Here is a 24556-nt window from a genome sequence, read left to right as displayed (position 1 = left end):
AGAGAGCCTTGAATTTACCCAAAAAGCATCCCGCTTCCTACATCCTCGCCGCTCTCAAGCGTTGAGGTCATCTTCCATTGAGAATGGAAATAGGGCAGAACCAAAAGCGGACAACCTGCCAACGGCGTGCGCACGGAACAATGGTTAGAGAGCTTGGATACTGACAAGACACCAACAGCGTCGACAGAACGCAACTCGCGCTCAGCCGACAGAAATCTGGGTTTTGATTTCGCTAAAGGCATCCTCATCATTCTGGTGATCGTGGGACACCTATTACAATATGTCGTCTACAGAGATAATCAGTATTGGTATTCACCATACTTCAAGTCGATCTACATGTTTCACATGCCCCTCTTCATGGCGATTAGCGGATATCTGTCCTCGGGCGCACTTTTGCGAAAATCGTTGACTCGCAGCGTCAAGGACCGCGCGGTGCAGTTACTGCTGCCTATGCTGTTCTGGTGCACGCTCATGGAAACGGTTAAGTTGGCCGCATTTTCGCCCGCGCCAAGCGTAGTAAACGGTGCGCTGGAATTCCCAAGGGAGTTCGCTGGCACATACTGGTTTATATGGGCAACGTTTGCTTCTTTTCTTCTCGTTGGACTTTTCATCGCTGCTAATCTGCGGTCGACATGGATGGTATCCGTATCTGCGGTCCTGATCGCACTCGCGCCGGTCACATTTTCGATATTCCCCTTGATCAGGTACACTTATCCGTTCTTTTGCCTCGGGTTCGTGCTCGCCAAGTCTTCTGACTGGCGGACGAGCGCCCTCTTACGTCACAAGTCCCTTTTGCTTCTCTTGCTCTTTGGTCTCGCTTGCGTGTGCTTCCTGGCTTGGGACAAGGAGACTTATGCCTATAGCAATCTAGTTCTGATTCACGATGCACAGTCGGCCAAACAAGTATCGCTTATGTTCGTTGGCTCTGCAGCAGCCTCAGCTGTCGCCGCGGAAGTGATCCTGCGATGCTGGAACTTTTGTGGTTCAAGTCGGATAGCTCGCTTTATCGCGGTAGACCTGGGTCAGAGCACCCTGCTACTTTATCTCCTTCAAGGAAGCGTCTTTCGTCTCATGGACCTGGTCCAGTTTGGAGAGCTCTGGGATCCATCGACCAGGATCGCGGTCGCGATTTCGCTTGGTGTGACCATTATTGTTATCGCGACAGGCATTCGCTGGATTGTGCAAGACTTTGGATTAATGTCGCGAATTGTTCTCGGAGCACCGCCACGCTCAGGTCTGCTGAAAACTCAATCTGTTTCTACTTAGCCCTGCAAAAACCAGAGGCGCTGATCGAGACGCGCGACAGAAACACTTGTCAAAAGCCATAGTGCCCAACCTACGCCGCCGATACAAAAGCACTTCGAGGGCGTAGCACCGCCGCCTCAACGAGGGGCATCAGAAATCCAAGCATCGCACGGTGCAGAGTCTCATGATCCCTCGGCTAAGTTATGATCGTTGGTGCTGGTTAGAGATTATCTTCTCATCCAGCGATTGCGGCGGTCTCAGTCCGCCGCTCAACTCCTCTCGATCTGAAGTCTGGCTTCTTAACAACGATCATGTCCTCGCACGAGAACGCTCGCGCCTGAGCCGTCCGTTCGGCAGCTCCCAGCGCAAAGCTCGACCAGACGCGGTCGAATTGTGTGCCGCAACGAGCCCGGCCGGTTGACTGCCGTGGACGTAATCCGCGATGGAGTCATTGTCGCACCGTTCTATCCATGAGGTGAATGCGCTCCATCATAACAATCTATTTTACCGAACCTGAGGAACACTGCTAGTCAACGCGGCGGTTGAGCTCGGGGATGGAGCAGGTCGTGAGGATTAATCGTCGGCTGTTGAGGGCAGTTCCTCCAGGTGGCCTCGTTCGCCACCTGCTCAACAGCAAGGCTTCAGAAGGGCCGTTCGAACGGTTATCGGCAGGTCTCGTCAAGCGGCATCCTCACGCGGGCTGCAGGCCAGCGCTGCGCAACAGAAGATCCGTGTGCCAGAACGATACATGAGGCAGCCATGACTATGACAACGTACGTGCCTAGAAAATCCAGGCCAGTTGAGGGCCTGAACCAAGCTTATCGGGAGATAGTGGTTTGTTTCTTTTCGCAGCTCCTTCGATATTTTGTCCTTCCTCTACGCGCTTTCGCCCACTCATCGCCCATTCAACTGAAAGCCGATACCGATCCAAATATCCCCACAGCACCGCCGCCTCGAGAACGTGCTGAGCACCTTCATCCCTGCAATTCGCGTATTCAATATCTTAAGCAGAGGATCGAGCTACAAATTGAAGAGGTTGCAGGGCTGATCTGCGAGGACGAGAGCGCACTCGAAGCGACCCGGCTCCTCGATGCACTTACAAACGAGCTCGTAGCAGCGAAGCTCGGCCTATGCCCGGAAATCGACGAACAAGCCGACAGTGCGGCCATCAAAGAGGGCGCGAGCCGTCTGGAGCAGCAGTACGGCAAGCTATACGAGCCACAACAGCTTCTGACACTGGGACGGCTTTTCGATGAAGCAGTCTTGGCATTACCCCCAAGCATGCGAACTCCTTCCAACCGAACAGAGATCGCAAGACTCATTTTAGGACGCACATCTTTTACTCGAGTCGAACTTGGACTTCTTGTTGAGTTGATTATCGCTCTCGTAGCTGCCGCATGATATAGCTGATGGCCGTGCCATCGCTATGAGATAGAGCACATGATTTTGCAAAAGAGACGTCGAGCTGCTTTCGCCTCAGCGTGGGGTGGCTCGACAAGACGACGTTTTAGTATAGCGGCGGCACCTGATCTCGCCGCCCAATCTCCAAGTTCACGCCAGAGCGGACTTCCTTCCCGGCGTCGCTGATACACTCATATAAGCCGCAGCATCATCCATGCCGGCTATCCGCCCCGGTGGGTAATGAACGACACATCGCTTGGCGACCTTTTGGCGCAACCGAACGCCGCCCGCAAATGCAGACTAGCAGATGCTTCCGCGGCTTCTAGGCACTCTATCGATCCGAACTAATGTGTTGCTTTGCTCGTAGTGGCTCAATTGCCAACGTTCAACCGGCCGCTCGAATTACGGCGAGGACAATGGCTACCCACGTCGCCACACAGAACAATAAGACAGCGCGCCATGCCCATACCCTGAATCGACGGCGCCAGTTGACCAGCTCCGAGACGGAACCGGTGAAGCAGCGGCCCCGCACGACCCCGACCATCTGGCTGTAGTCGTGAAATTCAAACTGCGAACGATTCTTGCGAATGTACTTGATCCGATCCTGAGGTGAGAAGCAGTAGGCCCATATATTTTCAGCCTCCTCCTGTTCGTTCTTAGACACGCCGCATTTGGCACCTACGGGATAGTCGCCTGGTATGATACCGTGCTCTATGCCGAGCGCGTAGGTGGAGAGCGAATGCAATTGCGATTGAAGCATGGTGGCTACCTTTAATGTTTCGCGCTCCGAACCTACAATGTGACGTTATGTGCATTTCAAGCTTTTCCTCAGGTCACCACCAAATCAAATTGGCTCCAACCGTGACCCATTGCTAAGCCTGCGCACATGACCTCCCAATCTTGCGGACGCGGAGGTGCGCTGACAGCAACTGTTCGGCTCGCCTCGCAAGCGCTGCCGCCTCTCATGCGACCGTCTCTGCTTAGTTCGTCGTTCTCGTTCACGGCGCGCGGGCGAACGTAGAACGGACCGTTTTCTGACCCACGCGTGGTGCCGTCTTGCGACTGAGCGGCCAACTCTTTCATGTCTCGCAACGTCTCCGGATCGCTTTGACCTCCGGCAATCGGCTGATGACATGGCGCCAGATGCGGGATGGTCGGTTGGCCCCGCATAGAGGCAATCGTCGAGCGGCAGCAGCGTGTGCAGCCCGGAAAGCGACGATGATCACCTCTTCCTTGACGAAAAGGACAGTCGACCTGGCTTCCCCGGGATCAGTCGAACGATCGGCGATCCCTCGCGCTGCGTCTTCTAGTTGGTAGAGCGCAGCATACAAGAATGTTGCGCGGCCTCGACCTGCCGCGGCCGTAATCCCGCTTCCAATCGCCAAAACTTAACTACGCGAGCGCGATCGGAAGCCGAGCCCAATACGCCATCGGAAACCTGCGTTGATGAGTAATAATCTCCAGATGTAACCTGACGTAGCGTTAGATTTGTGTTTTGCGTTGGCTCTGTTAAGCAGAAGGACGGGTGGATTTAGCTAAAGAAGTGACGATCGATGAACAAATTCTTGTTTGTGACTGCGACCGCCATAACGATTGCAGCGACGGAGCCGACTTTTGTCGCTGAGGCCGCAGGACCCGTCGACACCAATGCGCAGGTCGCCGATACGTTCGATCTTTGCAGCGCCAGCCCGGAGATGGAATGGCTCTGCCGAACCTTTTTTTGCTTGGTCGACCCGGAGTGCAGATAGAGTCGTAGAGTCCGTCTAATTAGCGGGTTCTGATTCCCTCGCGCCGAGCTGATTCGGCACGATGGACTTCGATGAAGGACTGTTCTGAACCCGCGACTTGTTTGATCGGTCACGCCCCATGTGGCGACAAGGAAAAACATGCGGGGTTAACTCCAGACGTCGCTGCAGGGCATCGATCTCTGCTGCGCGAACTGCTGGATTGCGGCTCGGGCACATTGAGATAAAGGGGCGCGCCGAGCACGACACTTGCTCTCAGTCAACATCGACGGAACTTCAATAGTTGCCCCATGCGTGCAACGAAGGCGCGTCGCGCAGGTACCAACCCTTAATCTTTGAGGACTAGCCGATTGTCCCAGCATCGGAACAACGCGATGGCAACAGCCGCTGCCACGAGCCGATCCCTTCAAAGAGATCGTTAACCTCACCTACCCTCGCGCCACAAGAAGGTGCGATCAGAACGACGCTTACCAGGATCGGCCACGATGCACTGTGATTTCGCGGGGTGAGCCGCGAAGTCGTCCCTCATTTTTTTCCTTTCGCCCTGCCTCTAGACATTGTCGCAAATGATACGCCTGCCGCTGCCATACGAATTCACACAATTTCATCAAGTAAGCCGCTCGGAAGGCTTGAATCGTACGTAGCGTCAAATTGTAAGGTCTCGAACAAGTGGCGGTGGTCTCCGGCGAGGCCGACGCTCGAAGTCGTTTAGGGATCGTCAATGTCCAGCCTGTCCAGGTCTCGCCGCACGACATCATCAGGATCCAGACACACATACAATGTCGTATCGTACTCATCGTCACAAACCGGATAGGTGTCCGGTATGCACCAATCCTACGCGCTACGCGCGTGCCCGACACAGAACATTGTGATGGCCATGAACGACGTGCAGCTAACTGGCGTCCCGAGCCGAGTTTAGCACGTGTCTGTCATCTGCCATTTTCGGATGCGTTCGAACTCACCTTGCAGTGACGGCGACCGCACCGATGGCCAACACCATCGATCCGACTTCCACCTTCAAATGGGTCTCTTGCCGGGAACGTCGCTAATCTGAGCCTTTGGCTTCCTTTGTTGAGTGTCGTGCACGACACTCAACACGGCACAACTCACCATCAAAGAGGAATATCGTGAACCCAATGCAGCGTCCCCTACCTGATCGGGCCTATCGAGCAGGTTGCCATCGCATGGCTTTCATTGTTTTTGCGGCTTTGAATTCTCTAACCTTTGAATGCGCAATCGCCGGAGATCGACAAGCGACGGCGGATGAGCAGAAGGCTTGCACCCCGGACGTGTTTCGGCTGTGCAGCAGTGCCATCCCGGATGTCGAGGCTATCACTTCTTGTCTTCGAACCAAGTTCACCAGCTTGAGTGACCAGTGTCGCTACGTGATCTCAGTGCATGAAAGTGCAAAAGCAAAATCAGGCTCGAAATGACTTCAGCTCATACCTTTGATGGTTCCGCTCGGCGTTTCCAGCCTCCAAAGGACAGTCGCCGGGATTTTCACCTTCATGTGACTGGTACGGACAGCTGCTCGTAGACCCAACAGCTCTCGAACGTCGTGATTCCCCCCCCTCTTTGGACGAATACGCGGATGCAGATCCTGCCCTTCAATACAGTTCTCATCGCCAATAGGGGCGAGATAGCTGTGCGCATCATCAAGACGTTGCGCAAGTTAGGGCTACGATCAGCTATCGTCTACCACGACGTCGATGCGGGCACGCCGGCCGTTTCTATGGCGGACGCAGCGATTGTCATCGAGGGTCGCTCACCGAGCGCCGCCTATCTTGATGCCGAGCAAATCATCGCTTGCGCCGTCAGATCAGGTGCCGGCGCCTTGCATCCCGGCTATGGCTTTCTATCGGAGAGCGCTGACTTCGCGAGAGCCGTTGCCAGGGCAGGCATTGCCTTCGTCGGGCCCACTTCCGAAAGCATCGATCTAATGGGTGATAAAATCCGGGGCCGCAGATTAGTTCAGCAAAGTGGATTTCCCGTCGCGCCTTCAGCCGTCGAAGAAGGCGATCCAGAGACCTTCCTTTCTAGAGCGCGAGCCCTTGGCCTCCCTTTGCTGATCAAACCGTCAGCGGGCGGCGGCGGCAAGGGTATGCGGATTGTGCGCAATCTCGAAATTCTCGACGACGCGATTGCTCAAACACGCCGGGAGGGGCAGCGGTACTTCGGGGACGGCCGGCTTTACGTCGAACGCTATGCTGAACGCCCGCGCCACATCGAAGTGCAGGTGCTAGCCGATTCCTTCGGAAACGTGGTCCACCTCTTCGAAAGAGAGTGCTCGGTGCAACGCCGTTTCCAGAAGATCATTGAGGAGACGCCCTCACCTGCCTTGTCGCCGGAGCTGCGGAAACGGGTCTGCGAAATGGCAGTCGGCATCGCTCGTAGCGCCAACTATCGAAATGCGGGAACTGTCGAGTTCATCTTTGATGGAAGTGAATTCTACTTCCTTGAGATGAACACCAGGCTTCAGGTTGAGCATCCCGTAACCGAGATGGTCACCGGCATCGACATTGTTGCCGAACAGCTTCATATCGCTGCGGGTCACAAGCTCCGCTTTTCGCAGTCCGATATCGTCTCAAAGGGTCACGCGATTGAGGCCAGAATATATGCTGAATCTCCTGAACGAGACTACGCTCCGACGACCGGCAAGATACTCAAGCTGGAGTACCCAGAGACTGCGGGCGTACGAATTGACAGCGGAATCGTTCAAGGTCAGACAATTACGACAGCATTCGATCCCTTGCTCGCAAAGGTCGTCGTACATTCGCACACGCGCCGCGAAGCCGCATCAACGTCCCAACGCGTAATGCGCGAGTTGGTCCTTCTTGGCTGCGAGACAAACGTCGATTTCCTTTCGCGTCTGCTCGTGGACGAGGCGTTTTTGACTGGACAGATCCATACCGGGTATCTCGATGACAATCCGCAAGTCGCAGTTGGCCAATGTGCGAGCGATCTACCCGCCGTCCTAGCAGCCGCCGCGCTCCTGACCAGGGCCGTTCGTGATTCGGCAGATGCCGTACCCACGCTCCACGCGGAGCTCGGCAAGTGGAGAAACTGACGTGAGGCACTCTTTTGCGCTTGATGTTGAGACTTATGAATTGTGGCTCTCACCTGGCCAACACGGCTATCGTCTTCACCTGGATGACGAGGTCATTGCACCGGTGACGTTCTTGCATCAACTCGACGGCAGCGGTCTTCTTGTCATTCCGAGCGACACCATCCCGGTCAAATTCGCAATCGGCGGTGATACGCTTTACCTGCATATCCGCGGTAGGACGCACATCGTACAATATCGCGATCAATTGCGAGCGCTCGCTTCGTCACACGCGCAGGCGGATGATCTTGTAGCCCGCGCACCGATGCCGGGCGTCGTGGTTGCGACCGAGGTTTCATCTGGTGATGTCGTTTCCGCAGGCGCTAGGCTGATGTTGGCCGAGAGTATGAAGTTAGAATTTGTCGTACGCTCCCCGCGGAACGGTGTGGTCGAGCGCATACACTTTAAAGTCGGCGAAAGCTTCGAGCGAGACTCCGCGCTGGTTACGTTTTCCGAGGAAGGACGCTGATATGCAGCGGATCGTTTCTCGCGCGGCCACCCGATCACAAGAATTCCGCCTCAACGAGCTCCATAACCGACGGCTTGCGGCCGAATTGAAGGAACGCCAACGTTCCGCTCGCTTCGACCGACCGGCACGAGACCTTTCGCGTCTGCGGCAGCAAAACAAGCTATTTGTTCGAGATCGGATCGAGGCGTTGCTCGATCCCGAAACTCCGTTTCTCGAGCTTTCGACGCTCGCTGGCAACAAGGCCTATGATGGCGAGGTGCCGTGCGCCGCGCAGGTCGTCGGCGTCGGCATAGTCGCGGGTCGCGAGGTCATTGTTCATGCAGATGATTCCAGTGTAAAGGGCGGCGCTTGGTATCCACTATCCGTGAAAAAGATCGTACGGGCACTAGATATCGCAATTGAGAACCGCCTCATGGTGGTCCATCTTTGCGACTGCGCCGGCGGGTTCTTGCCTCTGCAAGCGGAGTTCTTCGCAGACCGCTATCACGCAGGTCGAATCCTGCGTAACCAAGCAATTCTCTCTAAGATGGGAGTGCCGCAAGTTGCCATCGTCATGGGGCACTGTACCGCGGGAGGGGCCTATGTTCCGGCGCTCAGCGATTACAACATCATCGTGCAGGGGACTGGAGCCATCTTCCTCGGCGGGCCTCCGGTCGTAAAGGCAGCCACCGGAGAGGTGGTATCTGCCGAAGAGCTTGGTGGCGCTCACATGCATTCGAGCGTCTCAGGAACAGGTGACTACGCCGCGACTTCCGAGATGCATGCGATTGCTCTTGCCCGGGACATTGTTGCTCGCCTGACGCGTCCGACGAAAGAAGCCATTGATCGATCCGCTCCGGAGCCTCCGGTCTACGATGCGTCCGAGCTATACGGCATTCTTCCAAAAGATCCTCGCGTTCAGTTCGACATTCGGGAGATCATCGCGCGCTTGGTGGATGGCAGCCGATTCCATGAGTACCAGCCGAACTATGGCCAATCCCTGGTATGCGGCTTTGCGCGCCTCCACGGGTATCAGATCGGCATTATCGCGAACAATGGTGTGCTGCAGAATCACAGCGTGATGAAGGGCGCTCACTTCATCCAACTCTGCGACAAGAACCGGACGCCCCTGCTCTTTCTGCAGAATACCACCGGCTTTATGGTTGGACGGGAGTACGAACATGGCGGCATCACCAAAGATGGCGCCAACCTCATCATGGCCGTTTCTGGAGCGTCGGTGCCCAAGCTTACAGTGATCTGCAACGGCTCCCACGGAGCGGGAACATACGCCATGGCTGGTCGCGCATTCGATCCACGCTTTATGTTTACCTGGCCACAATCGCAGATTTCGGCCATGGGGGCCGAGCAGGCAGCGGGCGTACTCACCCACGTCAAGGCAAGGCAATTGGCTCGTGAAGGTGGGCGTTTGTCCGATCAGGAACTGGCGGCCATTCGAGAACCAATCATGACGGATTATCGGGAGCGATCGAGCGCCTACTACGCAACTTCCGAGCTTTGGGATGATGGCATTCTTGATCCCGTAGATACCCGAAACGCACTCTCAATCGCCTTGAGCGCCTCGCTTAATGCTCCAATCGAAGCACCGCACTACGGCGTTTTCAGAATGTAGCGTAGCGGTCGCGTCGGCTCGAAGAGCGATTGCGGCGAACGATTGAGTGCATCCTCGCTTGAATAGATGAGCACAGAGCAAGAATGAAACATGCCAAGAGCCACCAATGCAGTGCCCGAATTGTAACGCCAATGACCTAACCGCATTTCACGACCCCTGGAGCGGCCGACCGGTGCTCGCCTGCAATGCCTGCGGTGACTATGTTGAGGACGATTTCACCCATCGCCAGAGAGCGTACGCGATTATCGCGGATATCGTGGCGTCAAACTTGATCGGTGAGCACCAGGGTGGTGCGCAGGGCGTTGCAAGCGAGATTCTGGCTGCGCTCGAGAATGCTGGCCTGAGGATCGCTCGCGCCTGAAGTATAATAGGAGCCCCCCATGAACGATGCGACTTTCTACCCGCGCACAGGAGATCGTCCGCCCGAGCCGCGGTCATTCGACCGCGGAGCGAGCCGCTCCCTCTTCGCGGTCGTCGGCACCATCGCGCTCAGGAACGCCTGAATGCCAACACTTTGGATTCGGAGGTGGATAGGCTGCGCGCTACTCGTCCTTGCCATCATCGTCTGCCTTTTCGGGCTTAATAGGCTGGACATGACCGGCAATTTGGAAGGCGGGAGTTCGTCCCCCCTCTCGGTTCAGTCAGACGCTCCAGATTTGGATTCACCTCCGCCTGGAGCCGGGGCTCCGCCCTGCGCGCACCGGAAAGCGCTATGCATGGACACTCCATAGCCCACAACCTCCGCCTCAAGCTTATTCGAGACCCATGAAACGAGATAATCAATCTGCCTCTTCAGATATCTTAGGAACCAACATGCAAGTTGTCCCTGTCATGCTCCACATCACGATGGAGGAACGTCATTCTAACTTCGCAAGCTCTGAATCCGCTGTCCTCGAGAGGTCAGCGTGATGATGCCCAGTTCCAATCAGCCCTCGATGACTGTCGGTTTGCCGAGTATCGACGGCCTGTCGAGGACGCGGTGCCTATCATCGCTCACTGCAAACCGCGCGTACGAACCACGACGGTGCGCCGACGGCTTATCGCCCACTGCCGTTTCATCGGCTCATCGCCGCCATCATCCTCGTGCGGCCCTGGCGCTAGGAGACTCCCCGACACTCGTGTCGTTGACGTCTTAAGACATCGCGCGATCTCTTGTCTCTGCCATGTTCGGCTCCAGAGCATCGCAAGACACATACAGCCGCACTTTGCGGTTCTCCCGGTTAAACAAATATCTTGAGGTAAAAGACTTCCATGGCAAAGCCAGTTGTGATTGTGGTCGGCGCGGACAAGGGCGGCGTCGGCAAAACGACCGTATCCCGGACTCTTCTGGACTATTTCAGCGCGAACAATGTGCAGACCCGCGCATTTGACACCGAGTCGCCCCGCGGAACGCTAAAGCGCTTTCATCCTGCGATCACTGAAATTGTGGATATGACAAGGACCGCAGACCAGATGAAGATATTCGACACGCTAAACGCGGGCCTCTCCGTCAGCGTGATCGACGTCCGCGCAGGACTGATGTCCCCAGCACTAGCATCGCTTCGCGACATAGGCTTTTTGGACGCCGCGCGATCGGGCCAAATCACCTTTGCCGTTTTCCACGTATTGGGATCGTCTATCGCCTCGCTGGACGAGATCGCCGAGACGAGCAATTTCATGGCCGGCGCAAAATACTTCCTGGTCAAGAACTTCATCAATGACACCCAATTCTTTCAGTGGGACCAGTCGACCTACAATTCCTATTTCCACCGCATCAAAGACGCCACCGACCTGACAATCCCGAAACTCAACGAGATGGCCTATGAACAGGTCGAGGTCGCTTCCGTCCCGTTCGTCAATTTTGTCGCAAACAAGGGGCCGCACGATGACGCCGCTAACTATTCCTTCGTGCTGCGCGGATACGTCCGGCATTGGCTCGCCAATGTGTGGAGCGAGTATGACCGCATCAACCTAACGGACCTCGCCGGCGCCAAATCGGTGACCCGCGCGGGAGAAAGATAGTCGTCGAGGACTTATGCAGCGCTGGATGCGCAGTTTTGGTAACGCCGGTCTATATCATCTGCTCTGCGAGCCCGCAGGTCGGCAAGACGCTGATCGCGCGGCTCTTGAGCGAGTTCTTGCTGCTGAAGAACGGTACGGTGCTCTCCTTCGACCTCAACTTGAAGGAGCCGTCGTTGCTTGACTACCTTCCTTCCATCACTGAGACAGCAGATGTCATGGACACCTATGGCAAGATGCAGCTAATTGACCGACTAATCATCAACGATAGCGTGGCCAAGGTGATAGACCTTGGCTTCCACGCCTTCGACGAATTCTTCAAGGTGTGCAGCGAAATCGACTTCTTACGCGAGGCGATACTGCACAACGTCGTGCCAATCGTCTTGTTCGTACCTGACATCGACCGTGTCTCATCGCGAGCCTATGAGATGCTACGCTGGCAAGTTCCGCGGCATATTCTGATCACCGTGCATAACGAATTCGTTGTTCGCGGCGAGTTGTTCGAGGCCATGAAGCGCGGCCGCACGCTCCGGCTCGCGGCGCTGCCGGTGTTTCTAAATGCCTTTATCTGCCGATTAAGTTTGTCGTTCACCGGCTATCTGCGCCAAGAAAAGGATTCCTCGACTGAACTGCATCAGTGGATTCGGCGAAACTACACCATCTTTCGTGATCTCGAATCGAGTCTGCTGCCCCGGCGCTCGTTGTGAGCCGTGATCCACGACGAACACAGGACATACGAGTCGATCGGCTTCCATAACTATGTAACGGCCACTGAGTGCCGAACACGATCTGGTTCCGAGCCCACCGCCCTGCCACAGCCTGGGCTGTACGAGATCCGGGCAGATTCTTCTTTGCAGCCGGTCTCGCGTGACACTCTTTCCCGTTCAGCTAAACCGGACCCAGAAACGTGACGCACGATCGCAACCTTCAAATGAACGCTGACAAGTCAGGTTCAGAAAACGCAGCATGAGCCTTGTGAGAGCCCAACGACCGAGGATGAAGGATGGTGGATCTCTGTACACTGATTGAGCGCAACGCAGCGTTCGCTCCTGACAAACCCGCAATCCATTTCGAGGGCGATACCTTAACTTACGGCGACCTTAATAGACGTATTGATCGGGCTGCGCGGGCCCTGAAACACGGGCTCGGCGTCAACAGAGGCGATCGCGTTGCCGTCCTTAGCCTAAACCGCCCTGATTACCTCGTTCTCCTCTACGCTTGCGCGCGGCTCGGGGCGATTTTAGTACCCTTGAATTGGCGGCTCGCGGCTACTGAGCAGCTTTTCATTTTGTCCGACGTTGGCGCTAAGGTTCTGGTCATTGAGCGGGCTTTTGAAGTACTTCTGTCGATTCTAGCAGAGGCACTGCCCGAGGTCGCGACAGTGGGCCTCGACTTTGCGCCTTCCGGCACTCGCGCGTGGGAGGACCTGTTGGATCAGACACGGCGGGACAGCTATTACCCTTGCGCGGACCTGACCGACCCGCTTCTGATCGTCTACACCTCGGGAACCACAGGCCGGCCGAAGGGAGCGGTGCTGCGCCAGGAAGCTTTGTTGTGGAACGGCGTGATGAGCCAGCATATGCACGCACTCACATCGGACGATCATGTACTGACCGTATTACCGCTATTCCACGTCGGCGGGCTGAACATTCAGACGACGCCCGCATTACAGCTTGGCGCAACCGTCACCATCCATTCGCGGTTTACGACTGACGCCACCTTTGCTGCACTCAAGCATGATCGACCAACTTTGACCGTCCTGGTGCCTGCGATCATTCAGGCCTTGACCGACGACCCTAGGTGGTCGACGATCGATTTGTCGTCGCTGAAAGCGGTCTCGGTAGGCTCAACGACAGTGCCGCAGCACCTGGTCGATCGCTTGGTTGCGTGCCGGCTGCCTGTTCTTCAAGTTTACGGTTCCACGGAAACGAGCCCCATTGCGGTTTATACGAGGCTCGGCGGTGACCTTTCACGGGAGGGGTCGACCGGCCTACCCGGACTATGCTGCGAAGCGATGGTCACGGATGACGGCGGCAACGAATTGCCCGCGGGGACTCCGGGTGAGATCGCGGTGCGCGGCCCCAATGTTTTTCGCGAGTATTGGGGCAATCAACCAGCCACGTGCGAGGCGATGCATGACGGCTGGTATCGTACTGGCGACATCGCCCGTCGCGATGCCGACGGCTATTTTTGGGTTCATGACCGCAAGAAGAACCTGATCATTTCCGGCGGGGAAAACATCTATCCGGCGGAGATCGAACGTGTACTTTTAGAGCACGCTGATGTTGCTGGAGGCACTCGTAATGCATATGCAATTGCATCTGGCGCGTTTCAAAGTGCCACGCGAGATCATTTTCACGGAAGAATTGCCGCGAACGGTACTAGGCAAGATTCAGCATAGTGTGCTCAGAAAACTCGATTCTCAATCAGGCGAGTAAGACTTCAGCAATTAACGATCGGATTCTCAGTCGCTTGCAACGGTTCCTGTCCCACCGTACCTATGCACTTCTCCCACCGTACCTATGCACTTCGCTCGCGCGTGCAGCAAGAAGCTCATCCAACTCTCACGTGATGGTGTCGATTAAACGGAAATACCGGTCTAGTGCTCAACAGGACCTCCGAGATCGTTTTGCGTGGTATTCATCCGGCGTAGCTCGTCTCCCAACCGTCGAGGCAGTTTCGAGGCTAGCGAATTGAAACGAACAATCGGTGGAGGATTGGACACCTCCTTAGGTGTACACCGCCGCCTATTCATCGCAATCATCGTTGCTAAACGACTATCCTCGTTTGGAGCAAAAATGCCAACATCCCGCCGGTTTCTTCCGTCCACCGCAAGGCTCGCAGCTTTTGACGCCGCGGCCAGAACAGGCAGCGTGACCCTAGCAGCTCGCGAGCTCAGCCTCACCCAGAGCGCGGTCAGCCGGCACATCAAGAGCTTGGAGGAGCAGCTCGAGATCGCACTTTTTGCGCGCGTGGGCCACACGATCCGCCTGACCGTTGCCGGCGAGGCCTATGCGCGCGATGTTCGCGAAGCGCTGGGGAAGATCAATACTGCCTCCTTCAACGTTTGCGCCAAGGACGATACGCTCGATCGCAACGACGATCTTGCTAAGCTTCAGCACGCGCAGGTCGGCACCGCGACGTCCTAAATTCCTGGCACAGAAATCCAGACGTGACGATCACTTTCGCGACGCGCCTTAACGCACGTCCGGTTTCGGCGATGGAGAAGATCGGCGAGAGAGGCTTTCGGATCGATCTCACCGAGACACACCGTCATGAATGGCGTCTCCATGACAGGGAGACCCTTCAGCGCCAGCGAACCGCCTGGCCTTTCTTTCGAGCGAAGAATGTCATCAACCTCTGGCGGGCTAGATCTCAAAGCCGTACTTTTTCAACACTTGACCGGTCTGGCGCGGCCAAGCCGAGCAGACGAGCCGCCCTTGACTGGCGGCACTGCCCATTTTTGGGGGCGCGGCAAACCCGCAAAGTCCTAGAATTCTGCCTCAATGCGTGGGCAATCGCGGCTACGCGCGGCGTAGCGAGCACAGACTTAAGGGAGCTGGTTTCCGCTCGGGGCCATTTCGAATCTGCCAACGAAACATCATTAAGCTCACGGACCAGCAGCCGGCGGTAACGACCGTTCTCGCCGACTTTTCCGGACGAAAGTTGACGCACTTGCGAAAGATGTCAGCTGTTGCCGATTTTTCGCTTCAGCGACCGCGCGAAGACGCCACACTTGCCCTCTATGTGAGCGGCCGACTCTGCTCGCCGATTTAGAGAGCAGACTCCACATCAGACAGCGGGAGCATCGATGCCTGGTCAGAACGTCATTTGTTTCGATACGGCTCGTAAGATGCGGCGCTCGAAGACACTGCAGCTCGAGCGACTTTCAGGTGAGTACCGGCGATCCGTCGTTCTTGTGACCAGGATGGATCAAGTTGGATTGTCCGACTTTTCCAAAGACGAACTCCAGTCATTTCGTTCGGCTTCCGCAATCCTAGGCGGACCCGTGAGCTGAAATTGAGACACGCACTCGGTCGCAGCGCCCTCCTCGCGCGGCCCCACGCACACAGCAAGAACTGAAAGATCCACGTGAGTCAGATTATTCCGCCGAAACGGTGGACCACGCTCCGGCACTCCTTGTCGGCCCCTCAGCTGTCTTCCGATTCCGCCCTAGTATTCTGCGCAAGGGAGTTGCGGACATTGTATGGCCGTTACTCGCGATTCTTAGACCGCATCTCTCTCGGCCGACGGCAGCGCTGGCTGCTTCTCGAGCCCTTTTCCGAAACTCTGACTCTGATTTTTGGCGGACTGATCCTGTTGTTGGCGCTTGCGGTTCCCACCATTCGCGCTCCCCTGCAAGAGGATTGGCTGAAGGCTTGCAACGTCGCGGCGTGCCTGTTTGATCAGTTCGGCGATCCGATTGGTGGCAGGCCGGTTGACCGTGGTGTTTCGACCCCGCTTGAGGATTTTCCCGATGCTCTGATCAAGGTCACGCTCGCAACCGAGGACCGCCACTTCTACGAACATTTCGGCATCGATTTCCCCGGTGATCTCCACGCTCTCCTGGCAAGAACACAGAACGATCACCAGGATGACTCCTCGATCACCCAGCAACTCGCCCGGACTCTGCTTTCGAACACCGAGCGTGGCATCGGACTCAAGATCAATGAAGTATTTCTTGCCGTCTGGCTCGAATGGCATCTGACCAAAGATGAAATCCTGAGACTTTACCTGAACAGTGTCAATATGGGCGGCGACTCCCTCGGCGTCGATGGCGCCGCGCGATTTTATTTCAATAAACCGGCCAGCGATGTGACGCTCGCGGAAGCTGCTATGCTGGTCGGCCTGATCAAGGCGCCGACAGATTATGCCCCTCACATCGACCTGACCACAGCGCGTGCTCGCGCCAAGGTGGTCCTGGACAACCTGGTCGAAGCCGGGTTTATGACTGAAGACCAAGTGCTGAGAGCACGGTCCGATGCAGCCAGAGTAGTCGTACGAGGTATGAAGACTTCACCGAATTAACACAGCTTTCCCACCGTTGCTCAGGTATTTGACATCATGCGTCGCCACTGGCCGTCATCTGGCGTTCCATGGCAAGACTCCATTCGAGCTTGCGTGCTCGGCGAGCCATTTCGTCGGATCTCATTGCGGAGTGAGCGTCTCTTGACATTCGGTCTCTCCATTTTTGCGCTGCCGGCTAGTGCCGACTTCTACACGGCGCTTAAACGCTGTCATGCAGCGCCCCCCTTCTTTTATTAAGAGGATGCCGACACTTTTACTTCTGTGAACTGTCGCCGAAAATATGCCGATGATCCAAGGCGCTTCAGAATTTGTCGGCAACACCTTCCGATAGCGAATCACAGCCGGACTGGAATGCGTTATTCCACAATGGCCATTTCAACGGGGAAACGCCGATGTCGTACTCAACTGTCCCACACGGACCGAAATCACGGGTTGGTGCGATTCTGCGTGCCACAAGCGGAAACTTTCTCGAGCAGTTCGACTTCTTCCTGTTCGGTTTCTATGCCAGCGCCATTGCGAAGGCATTCTTCCCATCGGATGATGAAACCGCTTCGCTGCTTAACACCTTTGGTGTGTTCTGGCTGGGCGCTTTAATGCGCCCGATCGGCGCTATCGTGCTGGGCGCTTATATTGATCGGATCGGCCGTCGCCAGGGTCTCATCGTCACGCTCTCCATCATGGCGATCGGCACGGTGGTCATCGCATTCTGTCCGACCTATGCGACCATCGGTATTGCCGCTCCCGTAATCGTGCTGCTTGGACGCCTCCTACAGGGTTTTTCCGCTGGCGTAGAAGTCGGTGGCGTTTCGGTCTACCTATCGGAGATATCGACTCCGAATAATCGCGGCTTTTACACCTCACTCCAGTCCTCAAGCCAGCAGGTCGCGATTTTCGTCGCAGCGATCCTCGGCTACATCCTTAGCTGGATGATGCCACCTGATACCGTTCTTGTCTGGGGTTGGCGCATTCCTTTCTTTGTCGGCTGCTTCATCATTCCGCTGATCTTCTTCCTGCGCCGAACGCTCGAAGAAACGCCGGACTTTTTGGCCATGAAGAGACACCCCACTGCTCGCGAGGTCTTTGCCTCGGCCGTCGCAAACGCGCGTATCGTCGTCCTTGGCATGATGATTGCGATCCTCACGACCACAACGTTTTACTTCGTTACCGTTTACACACCAACATTCGGCAAGAACGTGCTAAAACTCTCTTCACAGGAAGTGCTGTTGGTTACCACCCTCGTCGCTGTGACCAACTTCATTTGGAATCCGGTTGGCGGCGCTGTATCCGACCGGATCGGCCGCAAACCTGTTCTCCTGACCATAGCCATCCTGGCATTACTAACCACCTATCCAGCCCTACATTGGCTGGTGAACGAGCCGAACTTCGGCAAGATGCTTGCGGTGGAAATGATGTTCTCATTTTACTTCGGCATCTATAGCGGCGCCATGCTGGGGTGCTTAGTGGAGATCGTGCCGGCGCACGTGCGCACCACATGCTTCTCGTTGGCCTTTTCACTGGCGGCCGCGCTGTTTGGTACCTTTACGCCGTTCGCCTCGACTTGGCTGATAGACCAGACAGGTGATCGAGCTTCGCCCGGCTTCTGGCTAATGTTAGCAGCCGTGCTCGGCATCATCGCAACACTCACCGCCTACCCAGGCACCCCTCAAGCCGTCGAGAGTGGCAAAGCTGTCGCAGCCTGAGCGCGCCAATCGTGAGCTAGATCTCGAAGTGGTCGAACAAAGTCGCAGCTCGGGGGCTTGCGCTGGGCGCGGCTCCGCTATCGTCGCCGGCCAGCTCCCCGTGAACCGATGGCGTTCGCTTATCGGCGATCCACCTATGCTAGCGCGCGCTGGCCGCTCGGGTGGCCAGCTGAGCCAGCGATCCGCTCTCTCGGCACAAGAGTTAGCTTGTAGCCTAGAGCGTCCGCCGCCTTGCTCAGTTCATCGAGCGTTGGATTGCGGGCCACGGGAAACGTTTCGTAGATCGCTTCGCGGCTTAGTCCTGCCTTGCGGGCGAATTTCGAAACTCCCCGAGCCTTGGCTAATCTCAGATAGCTGCAGCAATGAACGAAGGCTCTTCGTTCTCAAGCGCTGCTTCCAGATAGGCGGCCTGCTGATCCGCCGCTAGTCCTGAACGTCGAACTTGGTTGCCTTAGGGCGCATATCAAACCTGCTTCACCCTTTGCTTGGCTCGTGGACCTCCTAGATGCACAGGTCTAACGTATTCGCCTATCGATGAGCGATGCCAGCGGCCGTCCGCGTCGGGATAATTGAACCAACAATTGTCCTCAAATCTACTAGGATACCGAACCAGGGAAGTCTGAAGGAGTTTTGCACAGCGGCGGTCATCATCGCTTCAACAAACGCCTGTATAGACCCGACAGCAATCGACATGCGTTCTACGAGCTGAATGGCGACTGGGTAGGCTCCGCCCCGCTTAAGCGCCAGCTTTTCGACCTACCATTTCTGACCAGCGGCGAGTCGTTGCTGAAAAGGATATTTTTGTTGGAGTCTCTATCCATGGATCATGCTTCCCCTAAGCAGGAGCAAACGTTTGAAACTCTGGTACGCGTGGCTTTTGAGAAGTCATGGCGTTTCGTAGAGAAAGATCCATTCCTGACCCATAATGCGGAGGCGCTGCTGCGCGCTCGGCTGCGAGTCCACCTGGAACGCTCATTGAGAACAGGTGAGAAGAACGTACTTCATCTGGCCAACAACGCCATTGGGAATCTACGTACCGAACTGGGACGGCGGCCGGGATTATAGTCTCGCCTTCAGTGGAGGGCCCCCGCGCGGTTCCATGAGCGACCGATCCCTACACTTCGGACTGTCTCATCCCGATCAACGACGCGCAACTTTCCAGTATAACACTTCAACGGTTTCAGCTGGGCGATTTAGTCCTCCGAGAGGAGGCTCTTCATCAAGCCCCGGCCATGACGGCACGGAAGCTTTATGTCGCTCTCGGCCGAGCAAATAGCAAAACTTTCCCCCGCCGCGACCAAACACCTGTGTGGCTGTTCTGGACGTGTCGCGCACTCCCATGTGGGGCTCAGCCTAACTCCTTTGCCGTTGCCCTAATCATCTCAAGAAGCCAGATCAAGCCTGTGTCATTCGATCTGTACCTGTGCCACTGCACGGATAGCTGCATGGGCGGAAGCTGGAACGGAAGCTCGACGATCCTGATCGGTAGCCGGCCAACTACCTCTTTTGCGAGGCGCCGGTGCGTCGTCGCAATGCGATTGGTACCAGCGACCAGCCCGGGCATCGCACTGAAGCTATAGGTGGTCACGTCTATCCGGCGTTGTACGCCGCGCCCCGTCCCAAGAGACGTTTCGAATGACCGATCGTCTTCGGCGCCTCGAATCACAACATGGGCCGCCGCCAAGAATTCTTTCCTGGAAAGTTTGCCGATCGCGTAGCGTCCCTTGTTCCAAGCGACGGCGCAGAAATCGTCTTGCAGGACTATTTCCGACGGGTGACGCTTCGAGCAGAACTCATTCGGAATGATGATTAGATCGACCGCTCCCTGTTCGAGCAGCCGCTCCGGCGCGGCGACCTCGCTCACAAGGTTGAACTTCACGTCTGGTGCGATTCGTTCGCAACGCCGAAGTAAGGCTGGTCCGATCGTCGCGAGAGTATACTCGGAAGCCAGGATGGTGAAGCAGCGTTCCGACTGCGAAGGGTCAAAACGCGAGCTTGTCGCGACCGTTCCTTCGATCCGAACAAGCAGATCTCTCACTGATTCCTTGAGCGATTCGGCTCGTGGTGTGAGCTCCATCTTGCGGCCAACTTTGGCTAGAAGTTCGTCCTCAAAGTAATCACGCAGACGCTGGAGCGCGCTGCTCATGGCGGATTGAGTCATGTTCATTCGTGCCGCGGCCGCGCTCACATTGCGTAAGTGAAGCAGGTGATCGAGCGCGACGAGAAGATTAAGGTCAAGCTTGTTGTTGAAACGCATCTATTCCTTCCTGCACAGCCAGTTAGCTCTATCAACGTAAAAAATTTCCACAATGGATTTCTAAAATGGTGGACAAGACGCTTGGCGGTGGTCGAGGACAATTCGTTGACTTCCAAATGGTCGAACAATTTCCGCACAGCGGCCGGACACGCGTGCCAAAAATCTTAACGGGCGCGAGAGTGGCGCTCGAGCCACGATGACGGCACCAACGCATTGCATCGCAAAGTGAGTCGCCGAGACCGTTGGCAGTCTCATTGCGTGAAACAGACACGGCCTGGAGACACGAACAATGAAAATCGTCGGATTGGACAGTCTCATCTTCGGCGTCGACGACGTAGCAGGCGCTGCCCGGTTTCTCACAGACTACGGACTGACGCCGATGCAAGGCTCAGAACGCGGTGGTCGCTTTGTGGCCATTGACGGCACGTCCGTGGTGATTGCTACGAGAGCGATTCGCGGTTGTCCTCGCCGCCGAGCCTCGGTTGCCGACTCCGAAAGACGGTATGGGCGTGGCCAATATGGCAACGCTAGACGCAATTGCCACAGAATTGCGCCGCGACCGCGATGTTCACTATGAATCGATCGACGATGCAGATTTTGCGATCGGCTTTCAGGTTTCGGTCAGACGGGAATTCGTACTTCAGGGCGAATTCTCGAACGCTTCGGGGACGTACATATTCCGGCCGATCAATAGCCTTGGCGTTTGCCACCAGCCTCTGTTATCCGCCCGCGAACGCTGTCCCACGTCGCATACTTCCTACCCGACGACCTGAAAGCGGAAGCATTTTACGAAAATCGGCTTGCTTTCCGCTGCACCGACCGCTTTACCGGCACCGGCCCGTTTCTGCAGCCGGGTGGCAGCCTCGACCATCACACGCATTTCCTCCTCGCAGCGCCCCCGCACATGCAGGGGCTGAAACACTTCGCTTTTCACTTCGGCGGCCCAACCGAGGTGACCACCAATGGTTATCGTTTTGCGGAGAAGGGATACCAGGCTTTCTGGGGTCCCGGCCGCCCCATCCTGGGTCGAACTGGTTCTGGTACTTCAACAGTCCATTCGCATGTCATATCGGGATGGACGCGGACATGGATCGACACGACGCGAACTGGATGCCTCGCGAGACGGTGATATCTGCCGATCCCTCGCAGGTCTTCCTCCTAGAGATTTCGAAGAACTGGTCTCCGAGCTCCGGGCATGGCGAGGACGCTTGATGGCAGAGGTCGACAAAATCGCACAGCGGGATCTCGCCTGACAAACGACGCGCCCGGATTCAATCCGTTTCAAGCTGGAGGAAACCCGTCCTTCGTGCTCCCCTCTAAGGAAACGATTATGCTCAGTGCGCCCGGTGCCCTCGGATCAATAGCGAAGCGATGATGGACGCCTGATCATGTCATCGATTCTCATTGACTCCTTATTGGACGCGCACGCCTCCATCGATTGGCCGCAAGCTCGCGGTCTGACAGCATAGACCAAGTCCAAACCGCTCACAGGCGCTTAATTTCGATGCTATATTTTCTCAGCGCATAGCCGATTTGGCGCGGCGTTAGTCCGAGGAGGCGTGCCGCCTTTGCCTGCACCCAACCGGATTTTTCCATTGCAGCAATGAGGCGCTCGCGATCCGTCAGCTTCGCACCACCCACGAGCGCCCCGTCGGCCGGCGCCATCTCAACAGGTGGAGTGAGGACCGCAGCCGACGCAGTTATGTCAGGGGTTGGCATAGCTGGTCTCGCCGATAGCTCGCCGGTCGCTGCGGCCCGCCGCTTCGTTTCATCCAATCCGCTCTTCCACAGCAGCGCGGAAAGGCACTGACCGTGACAGCAAGCAAAATCGCTCCTGACAATGAACGGCCCTGGTGCCAGAGTTGCAGTCCGCTGCACGCAGTTTTCGAGTTCACGCACATTGCCCGGAAACCCGCAATTCATCAGCACGTCCATGGCACTCGGATCGAAAGTTAACGTTCGACTGTTCTCGCTGTTAAAGCTTTTGAGAAACTCAGTGGCGAGCAACGGAATGTCGCTGCGCCTTTCGCGCAACGCCGGCAGCAGCAATGGAACCACGCTAATGCGATAATAAAGATCGGCCCGAAACTCGTTTTTTGCCACCGCCCCTTCCAGGTCCTTGTTGGTTGCGGCAATCACGCGAACATCAACTTTCATGGTGTGGCCGCTGCCGACCCGCTCGAACTCTTGCTCCTGAAGAACCCGCAACAGCTTTGCCTGGAAGGAGCCTGAGATTTCGCCAATCTCGTCCAGAAACAGCGTGCCCTTGTCGGCGAGCTCAAAGCGCCCTTTGCGTGAATTAAGAGCGCCGGTGAAGGCTCCCTTCTCATGACCGAACAATTCGGATTCCAGCACTGTCTCCGGCAGCGCTGCGCAGTTCATCTTGATGAACGGCCGCTTGGCACGCGGGGATAGCTCGTGAATAGCTTTGGCCACTAGCTCCTTGCCAGTGCCCGATTCACCTCGCAACAGAACCGTGGCATTCGATTTGGCTACCACCGCGATCTTGTCAAGCAGCCCGCGCAGCGCCGGACTGGTACCTATAATACCATCGATGTGAACTCTCTTACGCTCTCGCGCCGGCTGCTTAAATTCAAGGAGCTCCTTCTGCCAGCGAGAGCTCTCCGCCATGAGGCGCTTGCGGTCGCGCGCCACCAAACGATGGAGCTTCACCGCCTGTCCAATGAGGTTGGCGATCATGGTGAGTAACCGGACATCGCAATCCGGCGGGAACATCGAACCGATGTCCGGCACACGCTCGATGGATAGGGTCCCGACTACTTTTCCGTCGACGCTGATGGGAACTCCGATGAACGATAACCGTACGTGGTCGGACGCGCCGAGCACGTCCATATCAGCTACGCTGAACGCTGGATGCGTGGCAACGTCGTCAGCGACAAACGGGATACCCGTTGCCACAATCTCCTCGATCGCCTTTTGCGGCAGGCGCATCCGGTAGCGCTCATCGCTTCCTTCGCTCCAGCCAGCGCCGACCGCAATCTCCGGCACGTCATCGTCTGCCAGGAGAGAGACGACGCCATGCCGCATCTGCAGAGAGGATTGTAGCAAATCGATCACACTTGCCAGCGCGACTTCGAGCCGCGAAGGACTGGCGAGCATGTTCGATATTTCGAACAGTCCTCTGAGCGCGATTTCGTTCAATGGCAGGACCACCGAATGGTTCGCACCGTCGCCGGGGTCATGCCATTCGGTTTCGCTAGCAATATGAACCGCGACAACCCCGACGTCGCCCTTCCGCGCCGTGTTTTCACTTAGTTCGCACTTCGAAGCATTGTCTTGCATCTCACTCTCGATCTCGCGCGCACTCTGATTGCGCCAGGAGATAACACTTTTTCATGGCACGAGTATAAATGATACACCTTCATTGATTCACACTCCTTCACAAAATCGCGCAAGAACTCCATTGGAAAAAGACCGGCGTAGATCTACCGACAATCAGCTGCGATCTTTCGTATGTGTGCAGATTCCGTCACATATGTTCTACGTCATCGCACGAGGTCGAGCGTGACATTCGAGCCCAAAATGCGCTTTTCGTTCTCCCATTGCGTTTCGGCTATTGGCAGTAGGTGTCTCCACCCATTGCAATCAAGCGAGCCACAGTGCCGCCTGCGGGCAATTGCGTGCTGGCAGATACATCGCACTGCTTAGAAGCGACATTTGTGAGTCAGAGGATTGAACGGCCACCAGGCCAACAGGCACCGCCGCTGACAAACATTAATCGGGCCTTCTCCGACTGACGTTGTCGATGATGCAGCAGCGTGCCATCCGGCGCCTTGGGCGAGACGGTCATACCTGGGCAATGCAGCAAGCGCATGTGGCAACACTCATCAAGTTCGGTCATGCGGCGCGGTGGCCGTCTGCGACAGCCAACTCGACTCGCCATCATTGTCCGGCGCCGCTTCCTACGGATATAGATCGCCATCGACGGCTTGCCATGCGCAAGGTGGTGTGCCACCCCGAAAAGCGCCTTCTAGCCCTGT

20 protein-coding genes and 2 pseudogenes are annotated in these 24556 nt (G+C 56.3%); 17 read left to right on the top strand and 5 right to left on the bottom strand.

The annotated features are described in order from the left end of the window. The first annotated feature begins 153 nt into the window (after positions 1-153). Positions 154-1266: a nodulation factor fucose acetyltransferase NolL gene (gene nolL / locus SO139_RS26595; RefSeq protein WP_498540918.1), complete on the top strand. Its 1113-nt coding sequence runs from the start codon at positions 154-156 to the stop codon at positions 1264-1266. A gap of 738 nt (positions 1267-2004) precedes the next feature. Further along, entirely contained in the window at positions 2005-2646 is a 642-nt protein-coding gene (locus SO139_RS26590) for a hypothetical protein (protein ID WP_498540917.1), read from the top strand. Positions 2647-3031: 385 nt separating this feature from the next. Here the strand turns inward: SO139_RS26590 and SO139_RS26585 are convergent, their stop codons facing one another. After that, the gene (locus tag SO139_RS26585; RefSeq protein ID WP_498540916.1) at positions 3032-3406 is read right to left on the bottom strand and encodes a hypothetical protein; all 375 of its coding nucleotides are present in this window, start codon (positions 3404-3406) and stop codon (positions 3032-3034) included. Between the two features lie 380 nt (positions 3407-3786). Next, positions 3787-3935 (bottom strand): annotated as a pseudogene (locus tag SO139_RS26580) (IS481 family transposase); the annotation flags it as partial. Between the two features lie 264 nt (positions 3936-4199). Here SO139_RS26580 and SO139_RS26575 point away from each other — a divergent pair. The 13 genes and pseudogenes from SO139_RS26575 (at position 4200) to SO139_RS26515 (ending at position 18298) form a co-directional block, all read left to right on the top strand. Continuing rightward, positions 4200-4394: a hypothetical protein gene (locus tag SO139_RS26575; protein ID WP_449382961.1), complete on the top strand. Its 195-nt coding sequence runs from the start codon at positions 4200-4202 to the stop codon at positions 4392-4394. 1181 nt (positions 4395-5575) lie between these two features. Continuing rightward, positions 5576-5824 (top strand): hypothetical protein, encoded by a 249-nt coding sequence (locus SO139_RS26570; protein WP_449382960.1) that lies wholly within the window; start codon positions 5576-5578, stop codon positions 5822-5824. 158 nt (positions 5825-5982) lie between these two features. Continuing rightward, positions 5983-7458: an acetyl-CoA carboxylase biotin carboxylase subunit gene (locus SO139_RS26565; protein ID WP_498540915.1), complete on the top strand. Its 1476-nt coding sequence runs from the start codon at positions 5983-5985 to the stop codon at positions 7456-7458. Between the two features lies 1 nt (position 7459). Further along, on the top strand, positions 7460-7963 hold the full coding sequence (locus SO139_RS26560; protein WP_498540914.1) for an acyl-CoA carboxylase biotin carboxyl carrier protein subunit: 504 nt from the start codon (positions 7460-7462) through the stop codon (positions 7961-7963). Position 7964: 1 nt separating this feature from the next. Beyond that, the gene (locus tag SO139_RS26555; protein WP_498540913.1) at positions 7965-9572 is read left to right on the top strand and encodes an acyl-CoA carboxylase subunit beta; all 1608 of its coding nucleotides are present in this window, start codon (positions 7965-7967) and stop codon (positions 9570-9572) included. A 106-nt stretch (positions 9573-9678) separates the two neighbouring features. Next, positions 9679-9933 carry a hypothetical protein gene (locus SO139_RS26550; protein ID WP_498540912.1) on the top strand — a complete coding sequence of 85 codons (255 nt, stop codon included), beginning with the start codon at positions 9679-9681 and terminating at the stop codon, positions 9931-9933. Positions 9934-9952: 19 nt separating this feature from the next. Then, positions 9953-10075 carry a hypothetical protein gene (locus SO139_RS26545; RefSeq protein ID WP_449382955.1) on the top strand — a complete coding sequence of 41 codons (123 nt, stop codon included), beginning with the start codon at positions 9953-9955 and terminating at the stop codon, positions 10073-10075. A gap of 748 nt (positions 10076-10823) precedes the next feature. Continuing rightward, the gene (locus SO139_RS26540) at positions 10824-11573 is read left to right on the top strand and encodes a P-loop NTPase family protein (protein ID WP_498540911.1); all 750 of its coding nucleotides are present in this window, start codon (positions 10824-10826) and stop codon (positions 11571-11573) included. Positions 11574-11608: 35 nt separating this feature from the next. Next, positions 11609-12277, top strand: coding sequence for a hypothetical protein (locus SO139_RS26535; protein WP_498540910.1), 669 nt, complete (start codon positions 11609-11611; stop codon positions 12275-12277). A gap of 299 nt (positions 12278-12576) precedes the next feature. After that, positions 12577-14008 (top strand): annotated as a pseudogene (locus SO139_RS26530) (class I adenylate-forming enzyme family protein). A 435-nt stretch (positions 14009-14443) separates the two neighbouring features. Next, positions 14444-14719, top strand: coding sequence for a LysR family transcriptional regulator (locus tag SO139_RS26525; RefSeq protein WP_498540909.1), 276 nt, complete (start codon positions 14444-14446; stop codon positions 14717-14719). 1054 nt (positions 14720-15773) lie between these two features. Continuing rightward, a complete protein-coding gene (locus SO139_RS26520; protein WP_498540908.1) occupies positions 15774-16598 on the top strand; it encodes a transglycosylase domain-containing protein in 825 nt (274 codons plus the stop codon). Positions 16599-16990: 392 nt separating this feature from the next. Then, positions 16991-18298, top strand: a complete 1308-nt coding sequence (locus SO139_RS26515; RefSeq protein WP_498540907.1) for an MFS transporter — start codon at positions 16991-16993, stop codon at positions 18296-18298. A gap of 134 nt (positions 18299-18432) precedes the next feature. Here SO139_RS26515 and SO139_RS26510 read toward each other — a convergent pair whose 3' ends face one another. Continuing rightward, complete coding sequence (locus SO139_RS26510) at positions 18433-18648, bottom strand: helix-turn-helix domain-containing transcriptional regulator (RefSeq protein ID WP_498540923.1); 216 nt, start codon at positions 18646-18648, stop codon at positions 18433-18435. Between the two features lie 280 nt (positions 18649-18928). Between SO139_RS26510 and SO139_RS26505 the strand changes: the two genes are divergently transcribed. Further along, positions 18929-19363 carry a hypothetical protein gene (locus tag SO139_RS26505; protein ID WP_498540906.1) on the top strand — a complete coding sequence of 145 codons (435 nt, stop codon included), beginning with the start codon at positions 18929-18931 and terminating at the stop codon, positions 19361-19363. 283 nt (positions 19364-19646) lie between these two features. On the opposite strand, the gene SO139_RS26500 is transcribed toward SO139_RS26505, so the two are convergent. Next, a complete protein-coding gene (locus SO139_RS26500) occupies positions 19647-20555 on the bottom strand; it encodes a LysR family transcriptional regulator (RefSeq protein WP_498540905.1) in 909 nt (302 codons plus the stop codon). Positions 20556-21258: 703 nt separating this feature from the next. Here SO139_RS26500 and SO139_RS26495 point away from each other — a divergent pair. Continuing rightward, complete coding sequence (locus tag SO139_RS26495; protein WP_498540904.1) at positions 21259-21684, top strand: VOC family protein; 426 nt, start codon at positions 21259-21261, stop codon at positions 21682-21684. A gap of 356 nt (positions 21685-22040) precedes the next feature. On the opposite strand, the gene nifA is transcribed toward SO139_RS26495, so the two are convergent. Beyond that, positions 22041-23858 carry a nif-specific transcriptional activator NifA gene (nifA, locus tag SO139_RS26490; protein WP_498540903.1) on the bottom strand — a complete coding sequence of 606 codons (1818 nt, stop codon included), beginning with the start codon at positions 23856-23858 and terminating at the stop codon, positions 22041-22043. Positions 23859-24556 lie beyond the last annotated feature (698 nt).

This window comes from Bradyrhizobium sp. UFLA05-89 (genome assembly GCF_059803475.1).
The sequence above is the reverse complement of the archived record's forward strand: the minus strand, read 5'-3'. Positions and strand labels throughout refer to the sequence as shown.